We start from the raw sequence: 25629 nt of genomic DNA on the forward strand, positions 1-25629 counted from the left end.
CGGTCTGGAGGACTGATCATGTCGCATAGCGATTCCGGTAACACCGGCAGCAATTGGCGCAACGAGGGTGGCATGCAGCCGCATGCGTTCGACCCCGATTTGCAGCCGGAACTGTTTCGCGGCCTGCTGACGCGGCGGGTTTTCGCGTTCCTGATCGACCTCGTCGTGCTGTCGGTCCCGGTGATCCTCGGTTACCTCTTCATCGCGGTGTTCGGGCTGATCACGCTTGGGCTCGGCTGGGCGCTGTTCTGGCTGGCGTGGCCGGCCTCGGTCGTCTGGGCCATCGTCTATTATGGCTCCTCCATCGGCGGGCCGCATTCGGCGACCGTGGGCATGCGCGTAATGGATCTGGAACTGCGCACCTGGTACGGCGCGCCGGGTTATTTCGTGCTCGGCGCCACCCATGCCGTGCTGTTCTGGGTATCGATCTCGTTCCTGACGCCGCTGGTGCTGCTGGTCGGCTTATTCAACGGCCGCCGACGGCTGCTGCATGACATCATCCTGGGAACCGTCGTCATCAACAGCTCGGTTCGCACACAGGTTGTACCTCCGGTGCGCGCTTACTGACGGGATGTCACACGCCAAAGCGATTGACCGTCAGCCTCCGCGGCGCGATGCTGGATGCCGTCCGGCCTTGATTTGGATCAGGGCCGGGCGCTCCGGTATCCAATTGTTCACCGGAAAGAACTATCGTTCGAGTTTCACTATCGTTCGAGTTTCGGAGGCCTGACGACCCGACGTGACCCAGCATTCGCGTGATACTCCGCAGTTTTACCTGACGGCGCCCTCGCCCTGCCCCTATCTGCCGGGCCGGCACGAGCGCAAGGTTTTCACGCACCTGGTCGGCGACAAGGCCGGCGACCTCAACGACCTCCTGACCCATGGCGGCTTCCGCCGCAGCCAGTCGATCGCCTACCGGCCGGCCTGCGACCAGTGCCGCGCCTGCGTGTCGGTCCGCGTCATCGCCAACGAGTTCCGCCCCTCGCGCAACTTCCGCAAAATTCTGGCGCGCAATGCCGACATCATTGGCGAGCAGCGCAGCGCGGTGCCGACCTCGGAGCAATATTCGGTGTTCCGCGCCTATCTCGACCGGCGCCACCGCCATGGCGGCATGGCCGACATGACCGTGCTCGACTACGCCATGATGGTGGAAGACAGCCATGTCGAAACCCGCATCATCGAATACCGCAAGCGCAGCGTCGATTCCGGCATCACCGGCCGCGGCGATGAGCTGATCGCGGTCGCCCTGACCGACGTGCTCAGCGATGGGCTGTCGATGGTCTACTCGTTCTTCGAACCGTCGGAGGAGAGCCGCTCGCTCGGCACCTTCATGATCCTCGACCACATCACGCGCGCGAGAAGGCTCGGGCTGCCTTACGTCTATCTCGGCTACTGGATCGAAGGCTCCAAGAAGATGGACTACAAGGGCCGCTTCCTGCCGCAGCAGCGGCTGGCGCCTTCCGGCTGGCTGCGCATCGACGCGTCAGGCGAAGTGCCGTCCGAGCCGCAGGATTAGAGCTTCTGATTGTAGTCCGGATGCAGCGCAGCGAAATCCGCCGCGCGATCCACTGAGCAGCCTCATATCCGAGCGAACCCCCTATCGCGCCGAATCGCTGTAGCGTGCGATACGCTGCTCGTTGCCGTCGAGCCCGCAATGGGCATTCGCGGCGTTCACCTGCGCAACGCTGGAGCCACTAGCCCACATGGACGAGCCGGCCCCTTCCGCCGCCACGATGCCTCCACAGGCATCGTACGACTGGCTACAGCGCCGGATCGTCATCGCAGCGGTCGCGTTCGCTCTGGCCCTTCTCGTCGTGCAGGCGTTTCAGGCCTGGCATGGCTATCGCACGGTCCGTAGCGAAGCGGAACGACGGGTGAGCAACCTGGTCTACCTTCTGAGCGCCCACATGCAGGAGGCGGCGGCAACCCTTGATGCCTCGCTGGCGCAGCTCGCAGCCGCCAGCGCGCGACTGGGCGGCCCGTCCGGCAACGCAGGCGACTGGAACGCCGTCCTGACGGGCGCGATCGCCGGCCTGCCAAATACCGGATCGCTCACCGTCACCGACGGCGAAGGCGTCATCCGGCACTCGACAGTCACGAATCTTTTGGGCCAGTCGCGGCGGGACCTCTATCTGTTCCAGACGCTCCGCCAACAAACGAATACCGGGATGGTGGCGGACCGGCCGTTCAAGAGCCTCGTGACCGGCGAAATGCTGATTCCGCTCGGGCGACGGCTTGAAGGCCATGGCGGCACGTTTCAAGGCGTCGCGGTGGCCACCTGGCGCCTGCCCCAACTGCGGGCGTTCTATCATTCGATCGATGTCGGTCCCGGCGGGCTGATCCGCATCCTGCATCCCGACGGGCAGGTTCTGTTCCGTGAGCCGTCGTCGAAGGACCCGATCGGCGAACCGGCCCTGCAGGACCCCGTCTACCTGGCTCACCGGGCGGGAAAGGCCGAAGCCCTGCTGGACGAGGAGTCCGGCCCCGATGGACGTCCCCTCATTACTGCCTTCCGCACGCTGCCATCGCCCGGAATCCTGCTTGCGGTTTCGTTCGATCGCAGGGCGGCGTTCGCGGAGTGGCGCAACAACCTCGCCATCGACGGCGCGCTGCTGGCTGCGGAATTACTGGTTCTCGCGATCGCGACCATGACCATCCTGCAGCTGTTGCGGGCACGCCACGCCGCGACATTGCGCCTCGCAAGCCGGGAGCGACAGCTGCTGCTGGCCCAGTCGATCGCCAACATGGGAGCCGTCACCTTCGACGTCGCGACCAAAACGGCGCGGCCGTCGCCGCAGATCGCGACCATTTTCGGCTGGCCGCAAGCGGTCGAGGAAATTCCGCTCCAGGAATTCCTTGCCGCCGTGCCCGAAGCGGATCGCCAGCCACTCGAACAGGCGATCGAGCGCTGTGCCGCGAACAATGGACCGTACGCCCAGGAATTTCGTATCACGCGTCCGGATGGCGGCACGCGCGTCATCTGGTCCGAGGGATTCAGGGACGATGGCGGATCGACCGCCACGGCCGGCGTCGTCGCCATTTGCCAGGATGTGACCGATCGCCGGATGGCGGAACGCCAACTGGCGCAGTCCCAGAAGATGGAAGGCGTCGGCCAATTGACCGGCGGCGTCGCCCACGACTTCAACAACCTCCTGACCGTCATTATCGGCAATCTGGACATGCTGGCCGAATGGCCCGGCGCGGACGCACGTGCCCGCGAGACCGCCGACATCGCGCTGCGGGCGGCCGATCGCGGCGCCGGCCTGGTGCGCAGCCTGCTGGCCTTCTCGCGAAAACAACCGCTGCAGCCACGCGTGGTCAATCTGAACGAGATCGTGCTGGAGACCGATCATCTGCTGCGGCGCACGCTTGGCGAACAGGTGGAACTGGAAACCAGCCCGGAACGACAGATCTGGCTGACCATGGTCGATCCAGCGCAACTGCAGGCCGCCTTGATCAATTTGGCGGTGAACGCGCGCGACGCCATGGGGCAAGGCGGCAAGTTGACGATCGAGACCGGCAACGTCGTGCTGGATGAGGACTACGCGCTGCAGAATGCGGACGCCAGGCCCGGCCCCTATGTCCTGCTGGCCGTCAGCGATACCGGCTCCGGCATTCCTGCCGCCATACTGGACCGCGTGTTCGAGCCGTTTTTCACGACCAAGGAAACCGGCAAAGGAACCGGCCTTGGCCTCAGCATGGTCTACGGCTTCATCAAGCAATCCAATGGTCACATCAAGATCTACAGCGAAGTCGGGCATGGCACGACAGTGAAGCTCTATCTGCCGCGAAGCGAGGCCTCGGCCGTTGTGGAAGCTCCTGCCACGGCGCTGGCGCTGGACTCGCCCGGCAACGAGACCGTGCTTGTCGTCGAAGACGACGCGATGGTGCGCGATTTTGTCGTGCAGCAGTTGCGGCAGCTTGGTTACCGGACGCTAGTGGCCGAGAACGGCAAGGAAGCCCTGGCGGCGCTGTTCGGTGACGCCGAGATCGAGCTGTTGCTGACCGACGTGATCCTTTCAGGAACGCTGACGGGCAAGCAGGTCGCCGACGCAGCCGCGCAGCGGCGACCCGGCCTCAAGGTGCTGTTCATGTCCGGCTATACCGAAAATGCGATCGTGCATCACGGCAGGCTCGATCCCGGCGTCATGCTGCTATCGAAACCGTTCCGCGCCACCGAACTCGCGCGGATGGTTCGCAGGGCGATCGCCGGCAACCATGCCAAGGATGCGTGATACGGCGGCGATAGCGCTCGTTGTCGTCACCCGGCTTGACCGGGTGACCCAGTACGCCGCGGCCTCTCGATTGATAACTAACGCCTCTGGAATACTGGGTCGCCCGGTCACAGGCGAGCGGAAGCGACGCCGTTCTTCGAACAGCTATGCCGGGCGATGACAGCTGTGCTGAATTACCCGCCGAACAGCGTGTCGTAGAGCAGCTTCACGTTCAGCGTCACGATGATGCCGGCAACGATCCACGCCAGCGTGGCGACCGAACGGGAAATCGCAAAATCGCCCATCTTGCGCCGGTCGGAAACGAACCGCACCAGCGGGATCACCGCGAACGGCAATTGCATCGACAGGATGACCTGGCTGAACACCAGCAGTTGTGACGTCCCGCGCTCGCCGTAGAGCGCGGTGACGATCACGACGGGGACGATGGCGACGCCGCGGGTGACCAAGCGCCGCGCCCAGTTCGGCAGGCGCAGGTGCAAAAAGCCTTCCATCACGATCTGGCCGGCCAGCGTCGCCGTTACCGTCGAGTTGAGGCCGGAGGCCAGCAGCGCCACGGCAAACAGTGTCGAGGCGATCCCGAGGCCCAACAGCGGCGACAACAGTTCGTACGCCTGCCCGATCTCGGCCACATCGGTACGGCCGCTGGAATGAAAGGTCGAGGCGGCGACGATCAGGATCGCGGCGTTGATGAACAGCGCCAGCATCAGCGCGATGGTGGAATCCGTCGTCGCCCATTTGATCGCGTCGCGGCGGCCTTCGTCGGTGCGCGGATAGGCGCGGGTCTGCACGATCGAGGAGTGCAGATAGAGGTTATGCGGCATCACGGTGGCGCCGATGATGCCGATCGCGATGTAGAGCATTTCCGGATTGGTGAAGATTTCGGTCGACGGCATGAAGCCGCGCAGCATCGCGGCAACCGGCGGCGCGGCGGCGAAGATCTGGATCGCAAAGCAGACCGCGATGACGATCAAGAGCGAGATGACAAAGGCTTCGAGGAAGCGAAAACCCTTGTTCATCAAAAGCAGCAGCAGGAAGGCGTCGAGCGCGGTGATCAGCGCGCCGCCGATCAGGGGGATGCCGAACAGAAGTTTCAGCGCAATCGCGGTGCCGATCACTTCCGCCAGGTCGCAGGCGATGATCGCAGCTTCGCAGGCGATCCACAGCAGGAAATTGACGGGGCGCGAAAAGCTGGCGCGACAGGCCTGCGCGAGATCGCGGTCGGTGACGATGCCGAGCCGTGCGGCGAGCGCCTGCAGCAGGATCGCCATCAGGTTCGACAGCAGGATTACCGACAGCAGCGTGTAGCCGAACTTCGAACCACCCGCGAGGTCGGTCGCCCAGTTGCCGGGGTCCATATAGCCGACCGAGACGAGATAACCGGGCCCGAGAAACGCCAGCAGCCGGCGCGCCCAATGGCCGCCGAAGGGGACGGAGATGGTGGCGTTGACCTCGGGCAAACTGCGCTGCCTGCCCGCGGCGGCGTCGGCACGCCAGCCGGCAGCAGTGTCTTGCAAGGCCACAGTTCGTATCTCCGAATTAGCTTTCCGGCCCAATTCGGGCGTTCGCGCATCCATCTCAACAGATTGGTCGATATTCGCCCTTATTGCAACTCATTTGCAACTGCATCTAGTGAACCAATAAAATAATACCGGTATTCGTATCAGGCCGAACCTGCCCTGCCCTGCTATGCGGCCGGGACGGTGAACCGCCGTATTCCCCTCGACGACAAATTGTGTGCGATCGAGGGGCCGACAACCCCAGGCATCAGCACCGTCGGAGGGCGTGTCTTGGTTTCATTCGAAGTCCCGGGCTATCTTGCCGGTTGGGAGGGTCCCTTCCCGGCTCATCGGATCCCCATCGCCGTCCAATCCCAACCGGAGCACGAGGCCATAATCCACGAAAAGGCGATCGCCGAACGTCCCGCGCGGATCAAGTCCTCGCCATGAGTGCCGTGCTCGATCTCCTGCTGGCGGCGGACGTCCGGCCCTTCACGATCGCCGCGGCGATCGTGGTCGTGCTGGCCATCATCGAACTGCTGTCGACCATGGTCGGGTTTTCGCTCAGCCACATCGTTGGCAAGGACATCGAAATCGAGGCCGATGGCCACAGCGCCATCTCCGGCCTGTTCCTCTGGATCAATGCGGGGCGCGTCCCGCTTCTGATCCTCTTGCTGCTGACGCTTGGTCTCTTTTCGATCGCGGGATTTTCCATCCAGGCCATCGCGCACAGTGTCGGAATTTCCATCCCGGCCTCGATCGCCGCCGTCGCCGCCATCTTCGGCACCATCCCGGCCGTCAGAGTCACCAGCCGCGCCATCGCACGCCTCATCCCGCGCGACGAGACCTATGCGGTTGACGATGCCGACTTCGTCGGCCGGATCGCCGAGGTTTCGGTCGGTCCGCTCGATCAGGGATTGCCCGGCCGCGTCCGTCTCAAGGATGTCTTCGGCAACTGGCACTCTGTACCGGCGCGCGCCGGCCCCGATTCCAAGGCGCTCGCGGTTGGCAGCAGCGTGTTGCTGGTCGACCGCGACGCCAGGAGCTTTATCGCCATTGCCACCGCACCAACCGACCTCATTGCACAACGTTAGTCATCAGACAGGGCATCAACATGTGGGAACTTGCAGTACCGATTGCTATCGGCGTCCTTCTTTTTGTCATTATCGGCTTCATGTTCGCGACGCTGTATCGGCGTTCGACCCGCGATGAGGCCTATGTCCGGACCGGCCTCGGCGGGCAGAAAGTCGTGCTCGACGGCGGCTCGGTGGTGCTTCCGGTTTTCCATTCCACGGCAGCCGTCAATCTGAAGACGTTGCGGCTGGAAGTCGCCCGCGGCGGTCCGGACTCGCTGATCACCAAGGACCGCATGCGCGTCGACATCGGCGCCGAATTCTATGTCCGCGTCAAACCCGACATGTCGTCGATCGCACTGGCCGCGCAGACGCTCGGCAACCGCACCAACGACGCCGCTGAACTGCGCGAACTGATCGAGGCGAAATTCGTCGACGGCCTGCGTTCGGTCGCCGCCACCATGCATCTCGAGGAATTGCAGGAACAGCGCGCCACCTTCGTCAAATCGGTGCAGGACGCGGTTGGCGCCGACATCCAGAACAACGGCCTCGAGCTTGAATCGGTCTCGCTGACCCGGCTCGACCAGAGCGACATCAAGCATTTCAACCCGAGCAATTTCTTCGACGCGCACGGCCTCACCACGCTGACCAAGATCACCAAGGAGCGCGAGCAGGAGCGCAACCAGATCGTCCGCACCACCGAGGTCAACATCGCGCAACAGGATCTGGTCGCTCGCCAGACCACGCTGACGATCGAAAGCACCAAGCGCGAGGCGGAACTGGCGCAGCAGCGCGACATCGCCAACAAGACCGCCGCGATGCGCGCGCAGACCGCGCAGGTCGAGCAGACGGCGTTGCAGAACGAGGCCGAATACCGCATCCAGCAGGAACTGGCCGTCGCCAACGTCCAGACCGAGGCCAACCAGGCCCGCGACACCAAGAAGATCGAGGCCGATCTGGCGGTAAAGCGCCGTACCACCGAAATGGAGCGTGATCTCCAGATCGTGGCGCAGGAAGCAGCGATCGTCGTCGCCACCAAGAACAAGGAACAATCCGAAGCGCAGACCATCGCCGAGACGGCGCGCGCGCTGGCGATCGCGGCCGAGGAAAAGGTCACGACGGCGCGGGCCACGGAAATCGCCGAGCGCGACAAGATCATCAACGTGATCGCGGCGCGCAAGGTGGCGGAAACCGAGGCGATGCCGATCACCGTGATGGCGGAAGCCGAACGCCAGGCCGCCGCGGCCAAGGCGGAAGCGATCAACGTGCTGGCCCAGGCGGACGCTGCCGCCGCAACCACGCGCGCGACCGGCGTCAAGGCGCTCGGCGAGGCCGAGGCCGAGGTGGCGGCGCTGAAAGCCGAGGCCCGCAACAAGCTCGGCGGCGAGATGATCGAGTACGACCTCAACCTCGCCCGCATCAACATCATCCCGAGCGCGCTGGCCGAAGCCGTCAAGCCGATCGAGAAGATTTCCGACATCCGGATCTTCGACACCGGAAGCCTGATGGGCCGCGGCAGCAATGGCATGAACGGCAACGGCATGAACGGCGGTGGCGGCGGCAATCTCGGTCTTGGCGACGGGCTTGCCAGCCAGTTGCTGTCGGTCTCGGCGTTCAAGCCGATCATCGACCAGATCCTCACCGAGGCCGGCTTCGCCACCGGACCGGACGCAATCACCAGCCTGACCAATGCGCTGGCCGCCAAACAACCAGACCATCCGGTCCATCCGCATGCGTCAGCCGTTGTCCCCGTAGATGCCGCACCCGGCACCATCTCGGGCACGGGGAAGGCAACGCTCGGACCGAAATCGTAATCGTCATGGCGGTCTGATCCGCCGTTTGATCTCAAATTGAGAAAGCCCGCCGCAGTCCATGCGGCGGGCTTTCTTGCGGAACCGAGACATGACGGTTTCGTCGCCTCGCCACGCTCCTATTGCAAATGCCTCTCATTAGTGGCAGTAGTTGCGAATAATTCTCAATTGCAAGTTGGGAGGATCGGAATGCGTCAGTTCAATCGGACTTGGGGAAACAAGGACGCAGACCAGGACGATTTCCAGTTCGACAATTTCTCCCAGCATTTTTTCTTGCCGCCCCAGCCCCACGGCTCACATGGCTCGCACAATTCCCACAACCCGCACGGCTCCCATCACTCGCACGGTGGCCATCACGGCCCGCATGGCGGCCCGTCGTGCCCGCCGGGTCCGCAGCCAGTAAAAATCGAGTACCGCAGCTTCGACGGCTCGCAGAACAACCCTTCCGATTCCACCCTCAACGCCGCCGGCACCGAGTTCTCGCGCATCGGCACGGCGCATTTCGCCGACGGCATTTCGGTCCCGCTCGGCGGCAACAATCCGCGCACCATCAGCAATCTCGTGGTCGGCGCCGGCGATCCTGACGTGGCGAACCCGGAAGGTGTTTCCGCTTTCATGTACGCCTGGGGCCAATTCATCGATCACGACCTGACGCTGACCCGTACCGACGGCGTCAACGACATCAGCGTCGTGGTTCCCGCGGGCGATCCGGTATTCCCTGCCGGCACCATCATCCCGATCACCCGCGCCGTGATCGATCCCGCGACCGGCGCGGGCACATCCAATCCGGCGATGGCGGTCAATTCCAATAGCGCCTGGCTCGACGGCTCGGTGGTCTATGGCTCGAACGCGGCAATCGCCGCCAGCCTGCGCACCGCCGACGGCCACATGAAGACATCAGCGGATGACAACCTGCCGATCATCAACGGCATGGTCGTGGCCGGCGACGTCCGCGCCGGGGAAAATCCGGCGCTGACCGCGCTGCAGACGCTGTTCGTGCGCGAGCATAATTATCAGGTCGACAGGTTGCACGACGAACATCCGAACTGGAGCGGCGACCAGCTTTACAATTACGCCCGCGCCATCGTGTCGGCCGAAATCGCCAACATCACCTATTCGGAGTTCCTGTCGAACCTCGTCGGCAAGGACGCGCTTACGCCCTATGACGGCTACGATCCCAATGTCGATCCGCATTTGTCGCTGGAGTTCGTCGCGGCGGCGTTCCGCTTCGGGCATTCGATCGTGTCCGGCGAAACCGAAGGCCTGGCCGAGAACGGCGAAGTCATCGCCGGTTCCGAGGAGGACCTCAAGGACGTGTTCTTCCAGCCGGCGGCAAACTTCATCGACAATGGCGGCGCCGACGGACAATTGCGCCATCTGGCCGCCGATCCGTCGCAGGCGCTCGATGCGCGCATCGTCGACGATCTGCGTAATTTTCTGGTCGACCCGCCGGTGTCGCTGGATCTCGCCGCGATCAATATCCAGCGCGCGCGTGACCTTGGCCTCGGCACGCTCAACCAGACCCGAGAAGCCCTCGGCCTCGACCCCTACACGGATTTCAGCCAGATCACGAGCGACCCGGAAACGCTGGCCGGACTGCAGGCGGCCTACGGCAACGTAAACAATGTCGGGCTGTGGACCGGCGGCCTGTCCGAAAACCACGTCGCCGGCGCGCTGGTCGGCGAGACCTTCCAGGCCATCCTGACGATGCAGTTCGAGGCGCTGCGCGATGGTGACCGGCTCTGGTTCGAGAATCAGGGCTTTGACGCCAGGACGCTGTCCGAAATCAAAGGCACCACGCTGGCCGACATCATCCTGCGCAATACCGACACCCAGCACATCCAGGACGACGTCTTCGTCACCTATGTGCGCCACACCGGCCTTGCCGGCGGCGTGGAATCCGAAGATCCGCAAGCCCGCCAGATCGTCATCGGCTCCGATGGCACCGACACCTTGATCGGCGGTCCGCAGGGCGATTATCTGTTCGCCGGAACCGGCAAGCAGACGATGACGGGCGATGCCGGCGCGGATCGTTTCGTCTTCGACTTCGGCGCCACCAAGGCCAAAATCACCGACTTCGATCCCGGCGTCGACATGCTGGTGTTCGAACATGCCGGCCGCCTGGACTTTCGCGACCTGAAAATCTGGGGCGACCATGGCAACACGATCGTGCAGGCCGGCGACGACTGGATCGAACTGACCGGCGTGCGGCCGTACGAACTCACCAGGCACGATTTTCTGTTCGACGTTTGATGTGAGTTAGTCGTTCCCCTCGTCGTCATGCCCGGCCATAGCGGTCTGCCTTGCGCAGACCGCGTAAACTTGTCTGCGCTGCCGGGCATCCACGTCTTCGCCTCAGCTAGGAAAGAAAGACGTGGATGGCCGGGGATAGGCGAGCGGAAGCGACGCCGTCCTTCAGACGGCTGTGCCCGGCCATGACGGAAGTGAAAATGCCTCCACACGTTCCCGCGTGTGGGGGCTTTTTCTTTGCCGCACGCCTTGTCGGGAAACGGGTGGGTTCAGCCGTTTAGTAGCCCGACAATGAGAGCCGTCGAATGGGAACCATGCCGAGGAATCACGCCATGTCCGCCGCCGAGACGTCGCATCTGCCGCCGACCTTCAACCGCCTCGCCTGGTCCAACCTTGCCGCACAATCGGCCGAGCAGATCGCCTTGGCCGCCGCTCCCATCGTCGCGGTGCTGCTGCTCGGCGTCGGCGAAGGCCAGACCGGCCTGTTGCAGACCGCATTGACGCTGCCCTTCATCCTGTTTGCGATACCGGCCGGCCTGCTCGCCGACCGCATCTCGCGGCGCCGGCTGATGGCGGGCGCCGAAGCGTTGCGCGCGGCGGCGCTTGGCGCAATCCTGCTGCTGATCTGGCTCGGCTGGATGACCCTGCCCCTGCTGGCTCTGCTCGGCTTCATCGCGGTGTGCGGCACGGTCGCCTATAGCGTCGCGGCGCCCGCACTGGTGCCGTCGCTGGTGGACCCGCAGCAACTGCCCGCGGCCAACGCGCGCATTGAGCTGGCGCGCACCGTCGCCTTCGCCAGCGGCCCCGCGCTTGGCGGCGTGCTGGTCGGATGGGTCGGCGCGGCGCCCGCCTTCGGCTTTGCCGCGGCGCTGTCGGTCATCGCGGTGGTGCTGCTGTCCGGCATCTATGAGCCCGCCCGCGCGCCCGCGCCGCGCCGCCATCCGATGCAGGATATCAGGGAAGGCGCGGCCTTCGTGCTGCATCACCCGTTGCTGCGACCGGTGTTCATCACCCAGTTCATCTTCAACACGGCGTCGTTCCTGCTGCTCGCGGTGTTCGTGCCCTATGCGGTGCGACGCCTCGGCCTCTCCGCCACCGGCGTCGGGACTACGCTGGCGATGTACGGCGTCGGCATGGTGGTCGGCGCGCTGCTGGCGACGCGGGTGATGAAGCGCCTCGCCTTCGGCACCGTGATCGGGCTCGGACCCGTGACCGGTTTTGTTGCCGCCGCCGTGATGGCGCTCACCACGATCGTTCCAACGCCCTTGCTGGCCGCCTTAAGCTTCTTCCTGCTCGGCGTCGGTCCGATCCTGTGGGTGATCTCGACAACCACCTTGCGCCAATCAGTGACGCCGCCCGCGCTGCTCGGACGCGTCTCCGCCATCAACATCATGAGCTATGGCGCGCGCCCGCTCGGCTCGGCGCTCGGCGCGGTCGTCGGCGGGCTCTACAGCGCCGAAGCCTGCCTCTATCTGGCGGCCGCGATCTTCGCCGCGCAGGCGATGGTGATCCTGCTGTCGCCGGCGGTCTCGCTGACGCGGCAGCCCGACATGGTGGGCGACGGACCTGTGCTGCGGGCGTGCTGAGCGATCGCCCTTTCGTCATTGCCTGCGACAAACGCAAAGCGTTTGCGCAAGGGAGCGAAGCGCCAAGTGTATGGATTGGGACGCGCCTCAGCTCGCCAGATAGCGCTCGTACTTTCCGGCCACCACTTCATCCGACGCAATATCGGGATCGAGCGTATAGAGATCCTGCGCACGGCCGATGCCACGCAATGCATAGCGGCCGGTGGAAACAAGGTAGTTCCGCCCCGCCGCGTCGAGCCCGGTGCGGAATGCCTCCGACGTCAGCAACTCGCGGTCGACCGAACGGCACATCGAGGCGATGCGGCTGACTTCGTTGACCGCGGGCCCTACCACGGTGAAGTCAAGCCGGTCCTCGCTGCCGATATTGCCGTAGAAGACTTCGCCGACATGCAGACCGACATGCGCCGTCGTTACCGCAACCCCGTCCGCGGTGCGGCGGGCGTTGACATCAGCCATGTTGCGCCGGAAACGGTGCTCGGCGCGCAGTGCGGCGCGTTTTGCAACGGCCATGTTGTCGTGGGTAAACATACCAAGCACGCCGTCTCCGATCAGTTTCAGCACCTCGCCGCCGGCGTCGTGGATGGCATCGATCGAAGCCTGCGCATAATCGTTCAGGAACGGGATGATCTGGCCGGGCTCGATGCTCTCGCTGATCGCGGTCGAGCCGCGCAAATCCGAAAACCACAGCACCGCGTTGATGCGTTCGGTGACGCCGCGCGCGATGCGCCCGCGCAGCACCTGCTCGGAGGCGTCGCGGCCGAGATAAACCCGCCCCAGCGTCCGCGCGACTTCAGCCTGCGCGGCGGATTTGACCGCAAGGCCGAGCACCGGCACCAGCTCGCGCAAGGCGGCGAGCCCCTGCTCGCCAAAACCTTCGTCGCGCCGCGTCACCCATGTCGAGTAGAAGCAATCCATCTGGCCCATGGTGCCGGCCTCGCCAAAGCGGTGCACGAAGCTGAGGAAATGCTTGTGACCCTTGGCGGTCAGGTCCTCGATCATGGTAAAATCCATCCCGGCGGAATTGGACAGATCGATCAGCAATTCGTCACCGCCGGTTTGAAGCAAATGGTAGAATGTCGAGCGCCGCCAGTTTTCCGCGACGGCGCCCTCGCTGCTCGAACCATATTCAAACCTGTCGCTCTCGTTGGTCTGGGAATCGCTCCAGCGAAATCCGCGGCCCTCGAACACCGGGTGCAGCGTATCGATGATGACCATCGCGCGCGACAGCTCCAGGCCATGCGCGCGGCAGTGCTCGCAAAAACCACGCAGCAGATCGTTTTCGGGCAGGCCTGTCAGGCTCTGGTGGGCGATCCAGTTCATCAGGCGCAGGCGGGGCGTCAGTTCCATGCCGCCATTATGCCGCGCAATCGTGACGGACGAAAGCCTGCCGCCGCGACCTACGATTTTGCGCTCACGAACGAGTTTCGTTCTCGACCACCGCCGTGACGCCGGCGTCCGCCTCGTACCAGCCGCGCGAAATCTTCACCAGATGGACCACCGAGAGCATCACGGGCACCTCGACCAGCACGCCGACCACGGTGGCCAAAGCCGCGCCCGAGTTGAGGCCGAACAGGCTGATGGCGGCGGCGACGGCGAGTTCGAAAAAGTTGCTGGCGCCAATCAATGCCGCCGGCCCGGCGACGCACCAGGCCACGCCAAGGCGCCGGCTCAGCCAATAGGCTAGTCCGGCGTTGAAATAGACCTGGATCAGTATCGGCACGGCCAGCAGTACAATGACCAGCGGCTGCGCGATGATCTGTTCGCCCTGAAAGCCGAACAGCATGACCAGCGTCGTCAGCAGTGCGACCAGCGATACTGGCTGCAGGACATGCAGGGTTCGCTGCAACGCCGCGGCTCCTGTGCTCAACAGCCAGCGGCGCCACAGCTGCGCGACGATCACCGGCACCACGATATAGAGCACCACCGAAATCAGCAGGGTTGCCCAGGGCACCGCGATCGAAGCAACGCCGAGCAGCAAGCCGACCAGCGGCGCGAACGCAAACACCATGATGACGTCGTTAAGCGCGACCTGACTGAGCGTATAGTGAGGCTCGCCCTCGCACAGGTTGGACCACACGAACACCATGGCGGTGCAAGGCGCCGCGGCCAGCAGAATGAGTCCCGCGATATAGGACGGGATCTGTTCGGGCGGCAGCCACGGCGCGAACAAATGTCCGATAAACAGCGAGCCCAGCAGCGCCATCGAGAACGGCTTGACCGCCCAGTTGATGAACAGCGTGACGCCGACGCCGCGCCAGTGCTCGCGCACCTGGCCAAGCGCACCGAAATCGATTTTCAGCAGCATCGGGATGATCATCAGCCAGACCAGCCCGGCCACCGGCAGGTTGACCCGGGCGATCTCGGCGCTGGCGATGGTTGCGAACAACCCGGGAAGCAGATGACCGAGCGCGACACCCGCGACGATGCACAGCGCGACCCACAGCGAGAGATAACGTTCGAACAGGCTCATGGTGGATTCATCCTGGCACGCATGGGCGACACTCTCGTTACGTCGGATTGTTTATCGGCCGGCCGCCACTCGATTTGAAGCCATAGGCAATACATATGTCTTGATTTCTCGACTTATAGAACTAATAATTGGCCGAATATCGATCAGAATTGATCGATTCTAGTGAAAATGTCATCTTTGCGTCGCACATTATGTCGATACTTGCGGACATATTAGTGGCGACCCGGACTCTTTGAAAGTCAAAAATGAACGAAAGCAGCCGGGAATCGAGTGCCATTGAGGGGTTTGGATCGCTTGCGCAGCCGACCCGCCTCGCCGCGGTCCGTCACCTGCTCGCCGTCCATCCGCAAAGCCTGCCCGCCGGCGAGATCGCCCGGCTTTGCGAGGTGCCGCACAATACGATGTCGACGCATCTCGGCATCTTGAGCCGGGCTGGCTTGATCTCCGCAGAAAGGGACGGCCGCGCGATGAACTATCGGGCTGATGTGACAGGCTTTCGAAGCTTGCTCGATTTTCTTTCTCGGGACTGCTGCAACGGCCGCCCCGAACTCTGCGGAACCGCTTTCGATCTGCCATTCGAAGCCATCGCAATCGAACCAACGGAGAAGTTCATGACGCCGGCGTTCAATGTGCTTTTCTTGTGCACCCAAAACTCCGCCCGCTCGATCATCGCCGAAGCCTTGCTCGAGAAGATCGGCCGCGGCCGCTTCCGGGCCTATTCCGCCGGGGCTGAGCCGGCCCGCGAACCGGTTCCGGAAGTCATCGAACGACTGCAAGCCCTCGGACACGATGTATCGCGTTTGCGTTCCAAGTCGTGGGACGAGTTCAAAGGGCCGGACGCGCCGCGGATGGATTTCATCATCGCGCTGTGCGACGCCCCCAATGGTCAATTTTGTCCGGATCTCGGCGGCCAATTCGTCACCGGCGCATGGCCTCTGCCCGACCCCATGCAATTCACGGGGTCGGCGGCCGAGCGGACCACACTCCTGAATGAACTTTACGCGATGATCCGGCGGCGCATCGAGATCTTCACCAGCCTGCCGTTCGATTCCCTCGACCGCATGGCGGTCAAGGCTCGCCTCGACGAGATCGGCGACACCACGCGCGTATCACCTTAAGAGGAATTTCCATGAAGGTTGGCATCAATGGCATGGGTCGCATCGGCAGGCTCGCGCTACGTTCGGCACTCGGCGGCACACGGCGCCCCGAGAGCGATCCCCGCGCCGGCAACCGGCTGGAGGTCGTACATGTCAACGAGCTGAAAGGCGGCATTGCGGCCACAGCGCATCTCATCGAGTTCGACAGCATCCACGGACGCTGGCACGAATCCATCGGCGTCGAGGCCGATAAATTGATTGCAATCGGAAAAAGCCGGATCGGTTTTACCGAGCACGCATCGCCCGCTGACATTGCCTGGGGCGATCTCGGTTGCGATGTCGTGTTGGAGTGCACGGGGAAATTCCTCAAGCCGGATCAGCTTCAGGCTTATTTCGACCGCGGCGTCAAACGGGTGATCGTTGCTGCGCCGGTCAAGGACGAGGCGGCACTCAACATCGTGGTCGGCGTCAATGACCACCTCTACGACCCGGCCAGCCACCGGCTGCTGACGGCGGCTTCGTGCACGACGAACTGCCTCGCGCCCGTCGTCAAGGTCATCCACGAATCCATCGGCATACGGCATGGGCAGATCACCACCATCCACGATCCGACCAACACCAACGTCGTGGTCGACGCGCCCCACAAGGATCTGCGCCGCGCACGATCGGCCATGCTGTCGATGCAGCCGACGACCACCGGCAGCGCAACCGCAATCTCGCTGATCTATCCGGAACTCAAGGGCAAGCTGAACGGCCACGCCGTACGCGTCCCTGTTCTGAACGCCAGCCTGACCGATTGCGTATTCGAGCTGCAGCGCCCGACCACCGCGCAGGAGGTCAACGAACTCTTCAAATCCGCATCGGAAACCGTGTTGGCCGGTATCCTCGGCTTTGAGACCCGGCCGCTGGTCTCGGCCGACTATAACAACGATCCGCGCAGTTCGATCGTGGATGCCTTGAGCACGATGGTCACCGACGGAACGCTGCTGAAGGTCTATGCCTGGTACGACAATGAGGTAGGCTACGCTTGCCGGATGGTCGACCTCGCCAACATTGTTCAACGCGCAGGCGTCTAGCGCCATGGTTCGAAACTACCTCATCGTGACAGCATCGTACTGGGGCTTCACCCTGGTCGATGGCGCGCTGCGGATGCTGGTGCTGTTTCATTTTTTCCGGCTGGGATACACGCCCTTCGCGTTGGCATTCCTGTTCCTGCTGTATGAAGCCGCCGGAATTGCCGCCAACCTGGCGGGTGGATATTTCGTGTCGCGCTTCGGCATCCCCAGGATGCTCGCGATCGGACAAGCGTTTCAGATCGCCGGCTTGCTGATGTTGTCGGCGCTTGATCCGGGATGGGGAGCGGCCGTTTCGGTCGCCTGGGTGGTCATCGCGCAAGGCATCGCTGGCGTAGCCAAGGACCTGACGAAGACGGCCTCAAAGTCGGCGATCAAGGCGACCTCGGCGGAGGGCAGCGGTCAACTGTTCCGCTGGGTCGCCTGGTTCACGGGTTCGAAGAACGCCATGAAGGGCATCGGTTTCTTCCTGGGTGGCCTGTTGCTGGACCTCGTCGGCTTCACGCATTCCCTTTGGCTGATGGCCGCACTGCTCGGCGTGATTTTTGTCGCAGGACTGCTTCTGCTGCCACGCCAGTTGGGCAAGGCGAAATCCTCGAAGACGATCCGCGAACTGTTCGGCAAGTCGCGCGGCGTGAATCTGCTTGCCGCCGCCCGTATCTTCATGTTTGGCGCACGCGATGTCTGGTTCGTCGTCGGTCTACCCGTCTTTCTGTACGCTTATGGATGGAAATTCCTGCAGGTAGGTGCCTTTCTGGCGGCCTGGACGATCGCGTATGGCGCGATACAGGCCATTGCGCCGGCGCTGGTGACGCGCAGCGAGGACGGCCTGAGCCGCGAAGTCCCGTCTGCCAGATTTTGGGCTGCGATCCTCGCGGCGGTGCCGATTGCGCTCGCGTTCCTGATGTATTCAACCGATGTCGCGCGCCCGGATATCATTCTGGTCGCCGGCTTGGCCCTTTTCGGCCTGCCCTTCGCCATCAATTCCTCGCTGCATTCATATCTCATTCTGGCCTACGCCGGCTCCGAGAAAGCCGCTGAGGACGTCGGCTTCTATTATGCAGCCAATGCGGCGGGCCGTTTGCTCGGCATTGCGCTTTCAGGCCTGCTCTATCAGGTCGGCGGCATTACAGGCTGCCTGGTCGGCTCGGCCGTCATGCTGTTGCTCTGTTGCCTCATTACGCTTTTGCTTCCCCATGACGCCGTCGCCTCGAGAGCCGAACAAGCGCCGGTTTGAAGACAGCGTGACGTCTAGATCAGCGGACCGCTGGTCACCGGCCGCAAGCCCTTCCGGTTCCTCACCAACAAATCCAAACACATCGAGCCGGGTCGGCTGGGTCAATGCCGCGAGCGCGAGTTGTTAATCGGCCAAGCGCGGCGCTTGCCCGCTGCCGATAAAGAAACTATAAAACTAGTATTATAGTTTCTTCATCGGGCTATTGATGACTATGAACCGCAAACTCGCCGCACGATGCTTGGCTGAACTGGGCAACCTCACACGCCTCGACATTTACCGACTGCTCGTCCGTGCCGGACCAAGCGGCCTGAATGTCGGCGACATTCAAACGCGTCTTGGTGTGCCGGCTTCAACACTGGCCTTTCATCTACGGGGGCTCATCAACGTCGGCCTGCTATCGCAGGAGAAAATCGGCCGCGAAGTAATTTGCCGCGTGAAACACCGTCAACTCACGACCGTGATCGAATTTCTGCTCGAGGAATGTTGCAAGGGGTTTGACGAGGAGCCCGTCTCGCTGACGCGCCGGGCCGGCTAGCGTCGTAAAGGCTGTTGAGGCCGAGATGCCATGAACAAGAGCGGACAGTCGCTGGGTTGGATCGTACTCGCCGCCGGCGCGATCGGCGTCTTCATGACCACACCCGGACAGACCGTCGGCGTTTCCGCTTTCGTCGACCACATTGCGGTCGATCTCGGTATTCCCCGCGAACAGGTGGTGATGCTCTACAGCGCAGGCACCCTGCTCGGCATTCTCCCCGCTCCGCTGATCGGACGACTGGTGGATCGCTATGGTCCACGGCGCGCCATTGCATTCATCGCGCCGGCATTGGGCTTCGCCTGCGCGGCGGTAGCCTGGGCGCACGGTCCCTGGAGCCTCGCGTTCGGATTCACGCTGCTGCGCGGCAGTGCCATCGGCGGGCTTTATCTGGTGAGCCTGAATCTCGTGAATCTCTGGTTCGACCGGCTGCGCGGTCGGGCAACGGCGATTGCCATGTTAGGGCTGGCCCTCGGAGGCCTCGTGATTCCCGGCACCGCCGAACAGGTCACCGCCGCATATGGCTGGCGGGTCGCCTATCTGATGCTCGGCGTGACGGTGGTCGCAATCATGCTGCCGGTCGGCCTGCTGTGTTTCCGCAACCGGCCGCAGACCTACGGCCTGACGCCCGACTTCGGCAAGGCACTCCCCGCCAGCGCGACACACAATCGCGAAGACCTGACGCTTGGTGAGGCAGCTCGCACGCAGATGTTCTGGTACCTGCTTTCAATCTCCGTTCTGGCCAATGCGATAGGGACAGCGCTTCTGCTCGATCACGTCCGGGCGCTGCAATCGGCTGGTCTGGGGCGCGCTGCGGCGATCGGGCTTCTTGGCGTCGTAACGGTGACACAGGCTGTCTGCGTCCTGGGCGGGGGCGTACTGGTCGACAAATACGGCACCCGCCGCGTTGGCGTGTTTGGCTTGATGCTGTTGGCACTGGCGGTGGCCAGCGTGATGGCCGCGCCCGCATTCATTGCAGGTTCGATCTACGCCGCTGCACTTGGTGCCGGCCTTGGCATCTTGCACGTCGTACAGGGCGCCGGATTAGCGGAGCATTTCGGCACGCGGCACTTGGGCGCTCTACGCGGCACGACTTCGGTGTTCGGAATCAGCGGCGCGGCGGCCGGCCCATTATTGTTCGCATTGTGGTCTCCCGAAACCGGTTACATGGTCTTTCTGGCTTACACCGCAATTGCTCTGGCGCTTGGTAGCGCGGCCACGCCTCGCCTACTAATTCGCTCGGAGGCAGTGAAGCCGTGAGCTAGCAGCATTGCCTGTTCTCTTGTACCGGCGGACAAGGAACCGAACCATAGGAGCAAAACACGCAACAGTCGCCCGGGAGAGGTTTAAGGCGGTCGGCGCACCCCTTGCAGTCGTAAAAGAACTGACAGGCGTTGGTGGGCATGGCCTCGACGGATTGATGGCTGCATTTCGGGCAAGTAAGCGTTGATTCCAACTGCATCAGAGATTTGCTCCCACCAACTACCGCCGCACGGTCTCGACGTGGCTGCAAGGATAGCTTATCGCCCGGTCATGGCCAAATCACGTTGATTTGGGACTTCCGAATATCTAACCGGATAAAGCGGTGCAGACCTTACCGGCGACAATCCGCGAATTGATGCCCGACGGGTAAATCAGTTCTGGTTCTCGGAAATCGTGTCAAGCCCTGAAATAAAATATTTCGCTTTTACAGAAATAAAAAACAGTTTATATCTTCGCCCATCCCGTCCCGCCAGAGGGGCGTATCATGATCGTCACGATCGTTGGGACGGGTCGCGGTGGACGCTAGTAGGGCCGATAACGAGCGGCACGAGAGCGTACGGCAAAGGCGTGTGGTCCCGACGTCGCGGTGCTGGCGCTTGCGGCGCGATGGATTGCTTCGCTGCGCTCGCAATGACGGGGGGTGGGCCGCGGCGTACTGGATCCCCCGCGTTCGCGGGGGGACGACGGCGTCGTGCGGAGCGGCTCTATACAGAACTCGCATCTATTTCCATGATTCTAGAAATACAGTTGACGACGATCGATTCCGCTGTCATGATATCATCATGAAACTCGACGACGCCGCCGCACATTTGGAAGCACTGGGCAATCCGACCCGGCTCAAGATCTATCGCGCGCTGGTTCGGGCCGGCGACGCCGGAATGGCGGTCGGCCGGCTGCAGGACAAACTGAAGATCGCGCCGTCCACCCTCTCCCATCATATCAAGACGCTGATGGTGGTCGGCCTGATCAATCAGGTGCGCGACGCCACCACGCTGGTGTGCCATGCCAATTACGACGTGATGCGCGGACTGGTGGAGTTTCTGGTGGCGGAATGCTGCAGCGGAAACGCCGACGACAAGGATACGAAGTCAGCGGCGTGACAATGCGCCGATCTTAATTTCGATAGTTCTAGTACAATCGGAGAATAGCATGAACGAGACAAAATCGGTTGCGATCATCGGCGCCGGCCCGGTCGGGCTTGCTGCCGCCGCCCATGTGCTGGAGCGCGGTCTCCGGCCGATTGTATTGGAAGCGGGCGACGGTATCGCGCATTCCGTGCGCCAATGGGGCCATGTCCAGCTGTTCTCGCCCTGGGAATACAACATCGACCGCGCGGCGGAGCGCCTGTTGGCCGAAACGGGATGGAATTCGCCGGAGCCGCAGCAATATCCGACCGGCGCCGAACTGATCGAGCGCTACCTTGAACCGCTCGCGACCAAAACCACCCTCGCCGACCATATCCAGACGTCCAGCAGGGTTACCGACATCAGCCGCGCTGGCTTCGACAAGCTCAAGACCAAAGGACGCGAGTCCGCGCCGTTCGAGATCAGGTATCAGAACGGCCAGGGTCCGAAGGTCGTGAAGGCTGACACCGTGATCGACACGTCGGGCACCTGGCATTCGCCCAATCCGGCGGGCGCCAACGGCCTGCCCGCCATCGGCGAGACGCAGGCGGCCGAAAAAATTGCGCACGGCATGCCCGATATGTTGGGAAAGGATCGCGCGCGCTACGCCGGCAAGACGGTCGCCGTGCTGGGCGCCGGTCATTCGGCAATCGGCACACTGACCGATCTCGCGCGGCTCGCCGCCGAGGTGCCGGAAACGCGTCCGGTCTGGCTGTTGCGGGGCAATGATCCCGCCAGGGCCTTTGGCGGCGGCGCGAACGACAAGCTGGCCGCACGCGGCGAGCTTGGCGCCGCCTTTGCCGCGCTGGTCGCGGCAGGCCGCATCAAGGTCGAGAGCCAATTTCGTGTTTCGCATCTCAGCCGTGACGGCTCCCGCCTCGTCGTTGCGACCGGCGCGGGCAGTTGCTGCCGTCAGATCGTTGTCGATGAACTGATTGTTGCCACCGGCTTCCGGCCGGATCTGAATTTCGTGCGCGAGCTTCGCATCCAGCTGGATCCGGCGATCGAATGCCCGGTGGCGCTGGCGCCGCTGATCGATCCGAACGAGCATAGCTGCGGCACCGTGCGGCCGCACGGCGCGCGCGAGCTGGCGCAGGCCGAGCCCGGCTTCTATTTCGCCGGCATGAAGTCCTACGGCCGTGCGCCGACTTTCCTGATGCTGACGGGTTACGAACAGGTCCGCTCGATTGCCGCCGAGATCGCCGGCGATCACGACGCCGCACGGCGTGTCGAACTGGTGCTGCCCGAAACCGGCGTTTGCAGCCGCTCGGACGCGCCCGGCGCAAGCCAGTGCTGCGGCGGACCGGCACCATCGGATGTTGACGCCTGCTGCGTGGCGGATGCAAATGCCAAGCAACAAGGCAAAACCGGATGCGGCTGCGCGTCCTGAACCAACCGGGGTGAAACGCATTTCCCTAAGTGGCCGATCCGTCATCGTCGCGATGTGCGTGGGGCAGCTCGGCAGCCTGCTCCCCCATGTCGTGGTGCCTTCCATTCTGGCGGCGTTCCTGATTCCGGAATGGCAGCTGAGCGGCGCACAAGCCGGACTGCTCGCAAGCTCGGGCGCCGCCGGCTACATGCTGACCGTGCCGCTGCTGGCGACGCTGACCGACCGGATCGACGCGCGCAAGATTCTGATCGCGGGCTCGGCGGTCAGTGCAATCGGTACAGTGCTGTTTGGTCTGTTTGCCACCGGTCTCTGGTCCGGGGCGTTGTTCAACGCCATCGCGGGCATCGGTTTTGCCGGCGCCTATATGCCGGGACTGAAGGCGCTGACCGACCGGCTCGCGCCCGGCGATTCATCGCGCGCGGTCACGCTGTACACCTCGAGCTTTTCGTTCGGCGTCGGGCTGTCGTTTCTGGTCTCGCAACTCGTCGCGGAAGCCTGTGGCTGGCGCGCCGGCTTCCTGGTGACGGCGCTGGGCCCACTGATCATGCTTTCGGTGTGCTTCCTGCTGCGGCCGGTGACGCCAAAACCAGCGCAGGGCCGCCTGCTGGATTTCGCGCCGGTGTTTCGCAACACCAACGCCATGGGGTTCGTGCTCGGCTACGGCGCGCACTGCTTTGAGCTTTACGGCATCCGAACCTGGCTGGTCGCGTTCTGGACCTTCGTGACCCTGAAAAATTCAGACGGCTCGATCCTGACGCCCGTCGTCGTCAGCGTGCTGTTCTCCGTGCTGGCAATGCCCGCCAGCATCCTCGGCAATGAATGCGCGATCCGGTTCGGCCGCCATCGCGCCATCACCGCAGTGATGCTGAGTTCGGCTTTCGTGGCGCTGCTGATCGGTGCGTTCGCCGACAAATCGCCGTGGCTGTTGTTGCCGCTGGTCCTGGCTTACGCGATCACCGTCCCCGCCGATTCCGGCGCGCTGACCTCGGGGATGACGATGGCGGCGGACCCAAAATTCCGCGGGGCGACGATGGCCGTGCATTCGACCGTCGGCTTCAGCCTCTCGGCCTTGGGTGCCTGGGCGCTCGGCGTCGCGCTGGATGCGGCCGGCGGACCCACGAGCGCCTCGGCGTGGACGGCGGCGTTTGCCGTGCTGGCGGCCGGTATTCTGCTCGGCCCCGTGGCGCTCTATTGGTCGCGACGGACGACGGTGCAGGCGTGAGCGCTGTTGCCACCAACTCCATGGCGCTTTAGAGTTGTCTATTATCATAGACAACTTGATTCCGACAAGGCCGCTATGACGGCAACGAGAACGACAAGCAAGCGCAATGAAAAAGATTCGAGAACGGATGACACCGGCACGAAATCAAATGGCAGATAGGCCATGAGCGCGCGCACGCTTCCCATCATCATTGCGCTCGGCACCACACAGACGCTGGCCTGGGCCTCGAGCTACTACCTGCCGGCGATCCTGGCCGATCCGATCGCGCGCGATCTCGGCGTGTCCCCGAACTGGATCTTTGCCGCCTTCTCCGCCGCGCTGGTGCTCTCAGCCTTGCTCGGTCCGCGCATCGGCCGGCAGATCGATCTGGTCGGCGGCCGGCCCGTGCTGTCGATGTCGAATGTGGTATTCGCGGCGGGACTGACGCTGCTGGGGTTCAGCTATTCCATTCCAGTGATGGTTCTCGCCTGGCTGCTGCTTGGCATCGGCATGACCGGCGGACTGTACGATGCGGCATTCGCGGCCCTCGGGCGCATCTACGGCACCGAGGCGCGGCGCTCGATCACCGGCATCACCCTGCTGGCGGGGTTTGCATCGACGGTCGGATGGCCGCTTTCGGCTCTCGGGCTGGAGACCATTGGCTGGCGCAACACCTGCTTTGCCTGGGCGGCCGCGCATATCCTGATCGGCCTGCCGATCAATCTGCTGATGCTGCCGGCGGTCAAGGGCGCGAAGGCGGCGGTGGCGAACGCCGTCAAACCGCACATCCCGCTCGACCGCACCATGCTCCTGCTGGCCTTCGTGTTCGCCGCCGCCTGGACCGTCACCGGTGCGATGGCCGCGCACCTGCCGCGCATCATGGAGGCCGCGGGGGCGACCACTGCGCAGGCCGTGTTCGCCGGCGCCCTGCTCGGCCCGGCGCAGGTGGCGGCGCGTGTTTTCGAGGCCGGATTCCTCAGCCGCTTTCATCCGTTGGTCTCGACCAAGCTCGCATGTGTCACGAATCCGATTGGCGCGGCGATCCTCGGCCTGGCCGGCGGCGGCGCGGCCGGTGTGTTCGCGATCTTCTACGGCGCCGGCAACGGCATCCTCACCATCGCGCGCGGCACGCTGCCGCTGGCGATCTTCGGCCCCCAGAATTACGGCTATCGCCTCGGCATCATCGGCGCGCCGGCGCGGATGGCACAGGCCGCCGCGCCATTGCTGTTCAGCCTCTTGATCGACATCATGGGCAGCCGCGTTCTCATCGTCTCCTCCGCGCTCAGCCTCTCGGCGCTGCTGGCGCTGTTCCTGGTGCGCGGCCATCCCGCCACGACGACGCCAACGTGAGGACTCCCCAATGGCCGATGACTCAACACCATCGATCCGCCGCATCAATCCGCCCGAACTCGGTACCCCGCCCGGCTATTCGCAGATCGTCGAGATCAGCCCCGGCCGCGTCATCTTCATTGCCGGCCAGACCGCGCTCGACCGCGACGGCAACGTAGTCGGCAAGAACGATTTCATGACGCAAGCGGATCAGGTATTTGCGAATCTCACCATCGCGCTGCGGGCGGCCGGATGCACCGCCGCCAACCTGATCAAGCTCACCGTGTTCCTCACCGACATGGACAATCTCGGCCGCTACCGCGAGGCACGGAACCGTTTCTTTGCGTCCGTCACCCCGCCGGCCGCGCCCGCGGTGACGCTGGTCGAGGTTTCGAAACTGTATGGGCCGGATTTCCTGATCGAGATCGAGGCGATCGCCGCGGCGTGAGCGTTATGCCGGGG

General features: G+C 63.5%; 21 protein-coding genes. 17 read left to right on the top strand and 4 right to left on the bottom strand.

All coding sequences use genetic code 11. From position 1 onward, the window contains the following. Positions 1-18: 18 nt before the first annotated feature. The 3 genes from ACSQ84_RS20120 to ACSQ84_RS20130 all read left to right on the top strand — a co-directional run bounded on the left by ACSQ84_RS20120 (position 19) and on the right by ACSQ84_RS20130 (position 4235). Positions 19-567 carry an RDD family protein gene (locus tag ACSQ84_RS20120; RefSeq protein ID WP_436213442.1) on the top strand — a complete coding sequence of 183 codons (549 nt, stop codon included), beginning with the start codon at positions 19-21 and terminating at the stop codon, positions 565-567. Between the two features lie 172 nt (positions 568-739). Beyond that, positions 740-1516 (top strand): arginyltransferase, encoded by a 777-nt coding sequence (locus ACSQ84_RS20125; RefSeq protein ID WP_436213443.1) that lies wholly within the window; start codon positions 740-742, stop codon positions 1514-1516. Positions 1517-1703: 187 nt separating this feature from the next. Then, complete coding sequence (locus tag ACSQ84_RS20130; protein WP_436213444.1) at positions 1704-4235, top strand: ATP-binding protein; 2532 nt, start codon at positions 1704-1706, stop codon at positions 4233-4235. Positions 4236-4408: 173 nt separating this feature from the next. On the opposite strand, the gene ACSQ84_RS20135 is transcribed toward ACSQ84_RS20130, so the two are convergent. Further along, positions 4409-5809 carry an Nramp family divalent metal transporter gene (locus ACSQ84_RS20135; protein WP_436213445.1) on the bottom strand — a complete coding sequence of 467 codons (1401 nt, stop codon included), beginning with the start codon at positions 5807-5809 and terminating at the stop codon, positions 4409-4411. A gap of 368 nt (positions 5810-6177) precedes the next feature. On the opposite strand from ACSQ84_RS20135, the gene ACSQ84_RS20140 reads away from it, so the two are divergent. The 4 genes from ACSQ84_RS20140 (at position 6178) to ACSQ84_RS20155 (ending at position 12451) form a co-directional block, all read left to right on the top strand. Then, the gene (locus ACSQ84_RS20140) at positions 6178-6825 is read left to right on the top strand and encodes an OB-fold-containig protein (protein ID WP_436213446.1); all 648 of its coding nucleotides are present in this window, start codon (positions 6178-6180) and stop codon (positions 6823-6825) included. A gap of 20 nt (positions 6826-6845) precedes the next feature. Beyond that, the gene (locus ACSQ84_RS20145; protein WP_436213447.1) at positions 6846-8618 is read left to right on the top strand and encodes a flotillin family protein; all 1773 of its coding nucleotides are present in this window, start codon (positions 6846-6848) and stop codon (positions 8616-8618) included. 186 nt (positions 8619-8804) lie between these two features. Beyond that, positions 8805-10868, top strand: a complete 2064-nt coding sequence (locus ACSQ84_RS20150; protein WP_436213448.1) for a peroxidase family protein — start codon at positions 8805-8807, stop codon at positions 10866-10868. A 329-nt stretch (positions 10869-11197) separates the two neighbouring features. After that, complete coding sequence (locus ACSQ84_RS20155) at positions 11198-12451, top strand: MFS transporter (RefSeq protein ID WP_436213449.1); 1254 nt, start codon at positions 11198-11200, stop codon at positions 12449-12451. Between the two features lie 87 nt (positions 12452-12538). On the opposite strand, the gene ACSQ84_RS20160 is transcribed toward ACSQ84_RS20155, so the two are convergent. Together ACSQ84_RS20160 and arsB are read right to left on the bottom strand one after the other, a co-directional pair. Next, positions 12539-13798: an adenylate/guanylate cyclase domain-containing protein gene (locus ACSQ84_RS20160; protein WP_436213450.1), complete on the bottom strand. Its 1260-nt coding sequence runs from the start codon at positions 13796-13798 to the stop codon at positions 12539-12541. Between the two features lie 64 nt (positions 13799-13862). Continuing rightward, positions 13863-14921, bottom strand: a complete 1059-nt coding sequence (gene arsB, locus ACSQ84_RS20165) for an ACR3 family arsenite efflux transporter (RefSeq protein WP_436213451.1) — start codon at positions 14919-14921, stop codon at positions 13863-13865. 245 nt (positions 14922-15166) lie between these two features. Here arsB and ACSQ84_RS20170 point away from each other — a divergent pair, with 245 nt between their 5' ends. The 5 genes from ACSQ84_RS20170 (at position 15167) to ACSQ84_RS20190 (ending at position 20120) form a co-directional block, all read left to right on the top strand. Next, a complete protein-coding gene (locus tag ACSQ84_RS20170; protein ID WP_436213452.1) occupies positions 15167-16039 on the top strand; it encodes a helix-turn-helix domain-containing protein in 873 nt (290 codons plus the stop codon). 11 nt (positions 16040-16050) lie between these two features. Beyond that, positions 16051-17094 carry an ArsJ-associated glyceraldehyde-3-phosphate dehydrogenase gene (locus ACSQ84_RS20175; protein ID WP_436213453.1) on the top strand — a complete coding sequence of 348 codons (1044 nt, stop codon included), beginning with the start codon at positions 16051-16053 and terminating at the stop codon, positions 17092-17094. 4 nt (positions 17095-17098) lie between these two features. Next, on the top strand, positions 17099-18328 hold the full coding sequence (gene arsJ, locus ACSQ84_RS20180) for an organoarsenical effux MFS transporter ArsJ (protein WP_436213454.1): 1230 nt from the start codon (positions 17099-17101) through the stop codon (positions 18326-18328). Between the two features lie 211 nt (positions 18329-18539). After that, positions 18540-18863, top strand: a complete 324-nt coding sequence (locus ACSQ84_RS20185; RefSeq protein WP_436213455.1) for an ArsR/SmtB family transcription factor — start codon at positions 18540-18542, stop codon at positions 18861-18863. 30 nt (positions 18864-18893) lie between these two features. Further along, positions 18894-20120: an MFS transporter gene (locus ACSQ84_RS20190; protein WP_436213456.1), complete on the top strand. Its 1227-nt coding sequence runs from the start codon at positions 18894-18896 to the stop codon at positions 20118-20120. Position 20121: 1 nt separating this feature from the next. Here the strand turns inward: ACSQ84_RS20190 and ACSQ84_RS20195 are convergent, their stop codons facing one another. Then, positions 20122-20322 (bottom strand): GDCCVxC domain-containing (seleno)protein, encoded by a 201-nt coding sequence (locus tag ACSQ84_RS20195; protein WP_436213457.1) that lies wholly within the window; start codon positions 20320-20322, stop codon positions 20122-20124. 583 nt (positions 20323-20905) lie between these two features. Between ACSQ84_RS20195 and ACSQ84_RS20200 the strand changes: the two genes are divergently transcribed. The 5 genes from ACSQ84_RS20200 to ACSQ84_RS20220 all read left to right on the top strand — a co-directional run bounded on the left by ACSQ84_RS20200 (position 20906) and on the right by ACSQ84_RS20220 (position 25615). Further along, positions 20906-21223 (top strand): ArsR/SmtB family transcription factor, encoded by a 318-nt coding sequence (locus ACSQ84_RS20200; RefSeq protein ID WP_436213458.1) that lies wholly within the window; start codon positions 20906-20908, stop codon positions 21221-21223. 49 nt (positions 21224-21272) lie between these two features. Further along, entirely contained in the window at positions 21273-22637 is a 1365-nt protein-coding gene (locus ACSQ84_RS20205) for an FAD-dependent oxidoreductase (RefSeq protein ID WP_436213459.1), read from the top strand. A gap of 52 nt (positions 22638-22689) precedes the next feature. Then, a complete protein-coding gene (locus ACSQ84_RS20210) occupies positions 22690-23859 on the top strand; it encodes an MFS transporter (RefSeq protein ID WP_436213659.1) in 1170 nt (389 codons plus the stop codon). Between the two features lie 162 nt (positions 23860-24021). Beyond that, positions 24022-25188, top strand: coding sequence for an MFS transporter (locus ACSQ84_RS20215; protein ID WP_436213460.1), 1167 nt, complete (start codon positions 24022-24024; stop codon positions 25186-25188). Between the two features lie 10 nt (positions 25189-25198). Then, positions 25199-25615 carry a RidA family protein gene (locus ACSQ84_RS20220; protein ID WP_436213461.1) on the top strand — a complete coding sequence of 139 codons (417 nt, stop codon included), beginning with the start codon at positions 25199-25201 and terminating at the stop codon, positions 25613-25615. Positions 25616-25629 lie beyond the last annotated feature (14 nt).

Source organism: Bradyrhizobium sp. LjRoot220 (assembly GCF_964252915.1).
Lineage (GTDB): Bacteria > Pseudomonadota > Alphaproteobacteria > Rhizobiales > Xanthobacteraceae > Bradyrhizobium.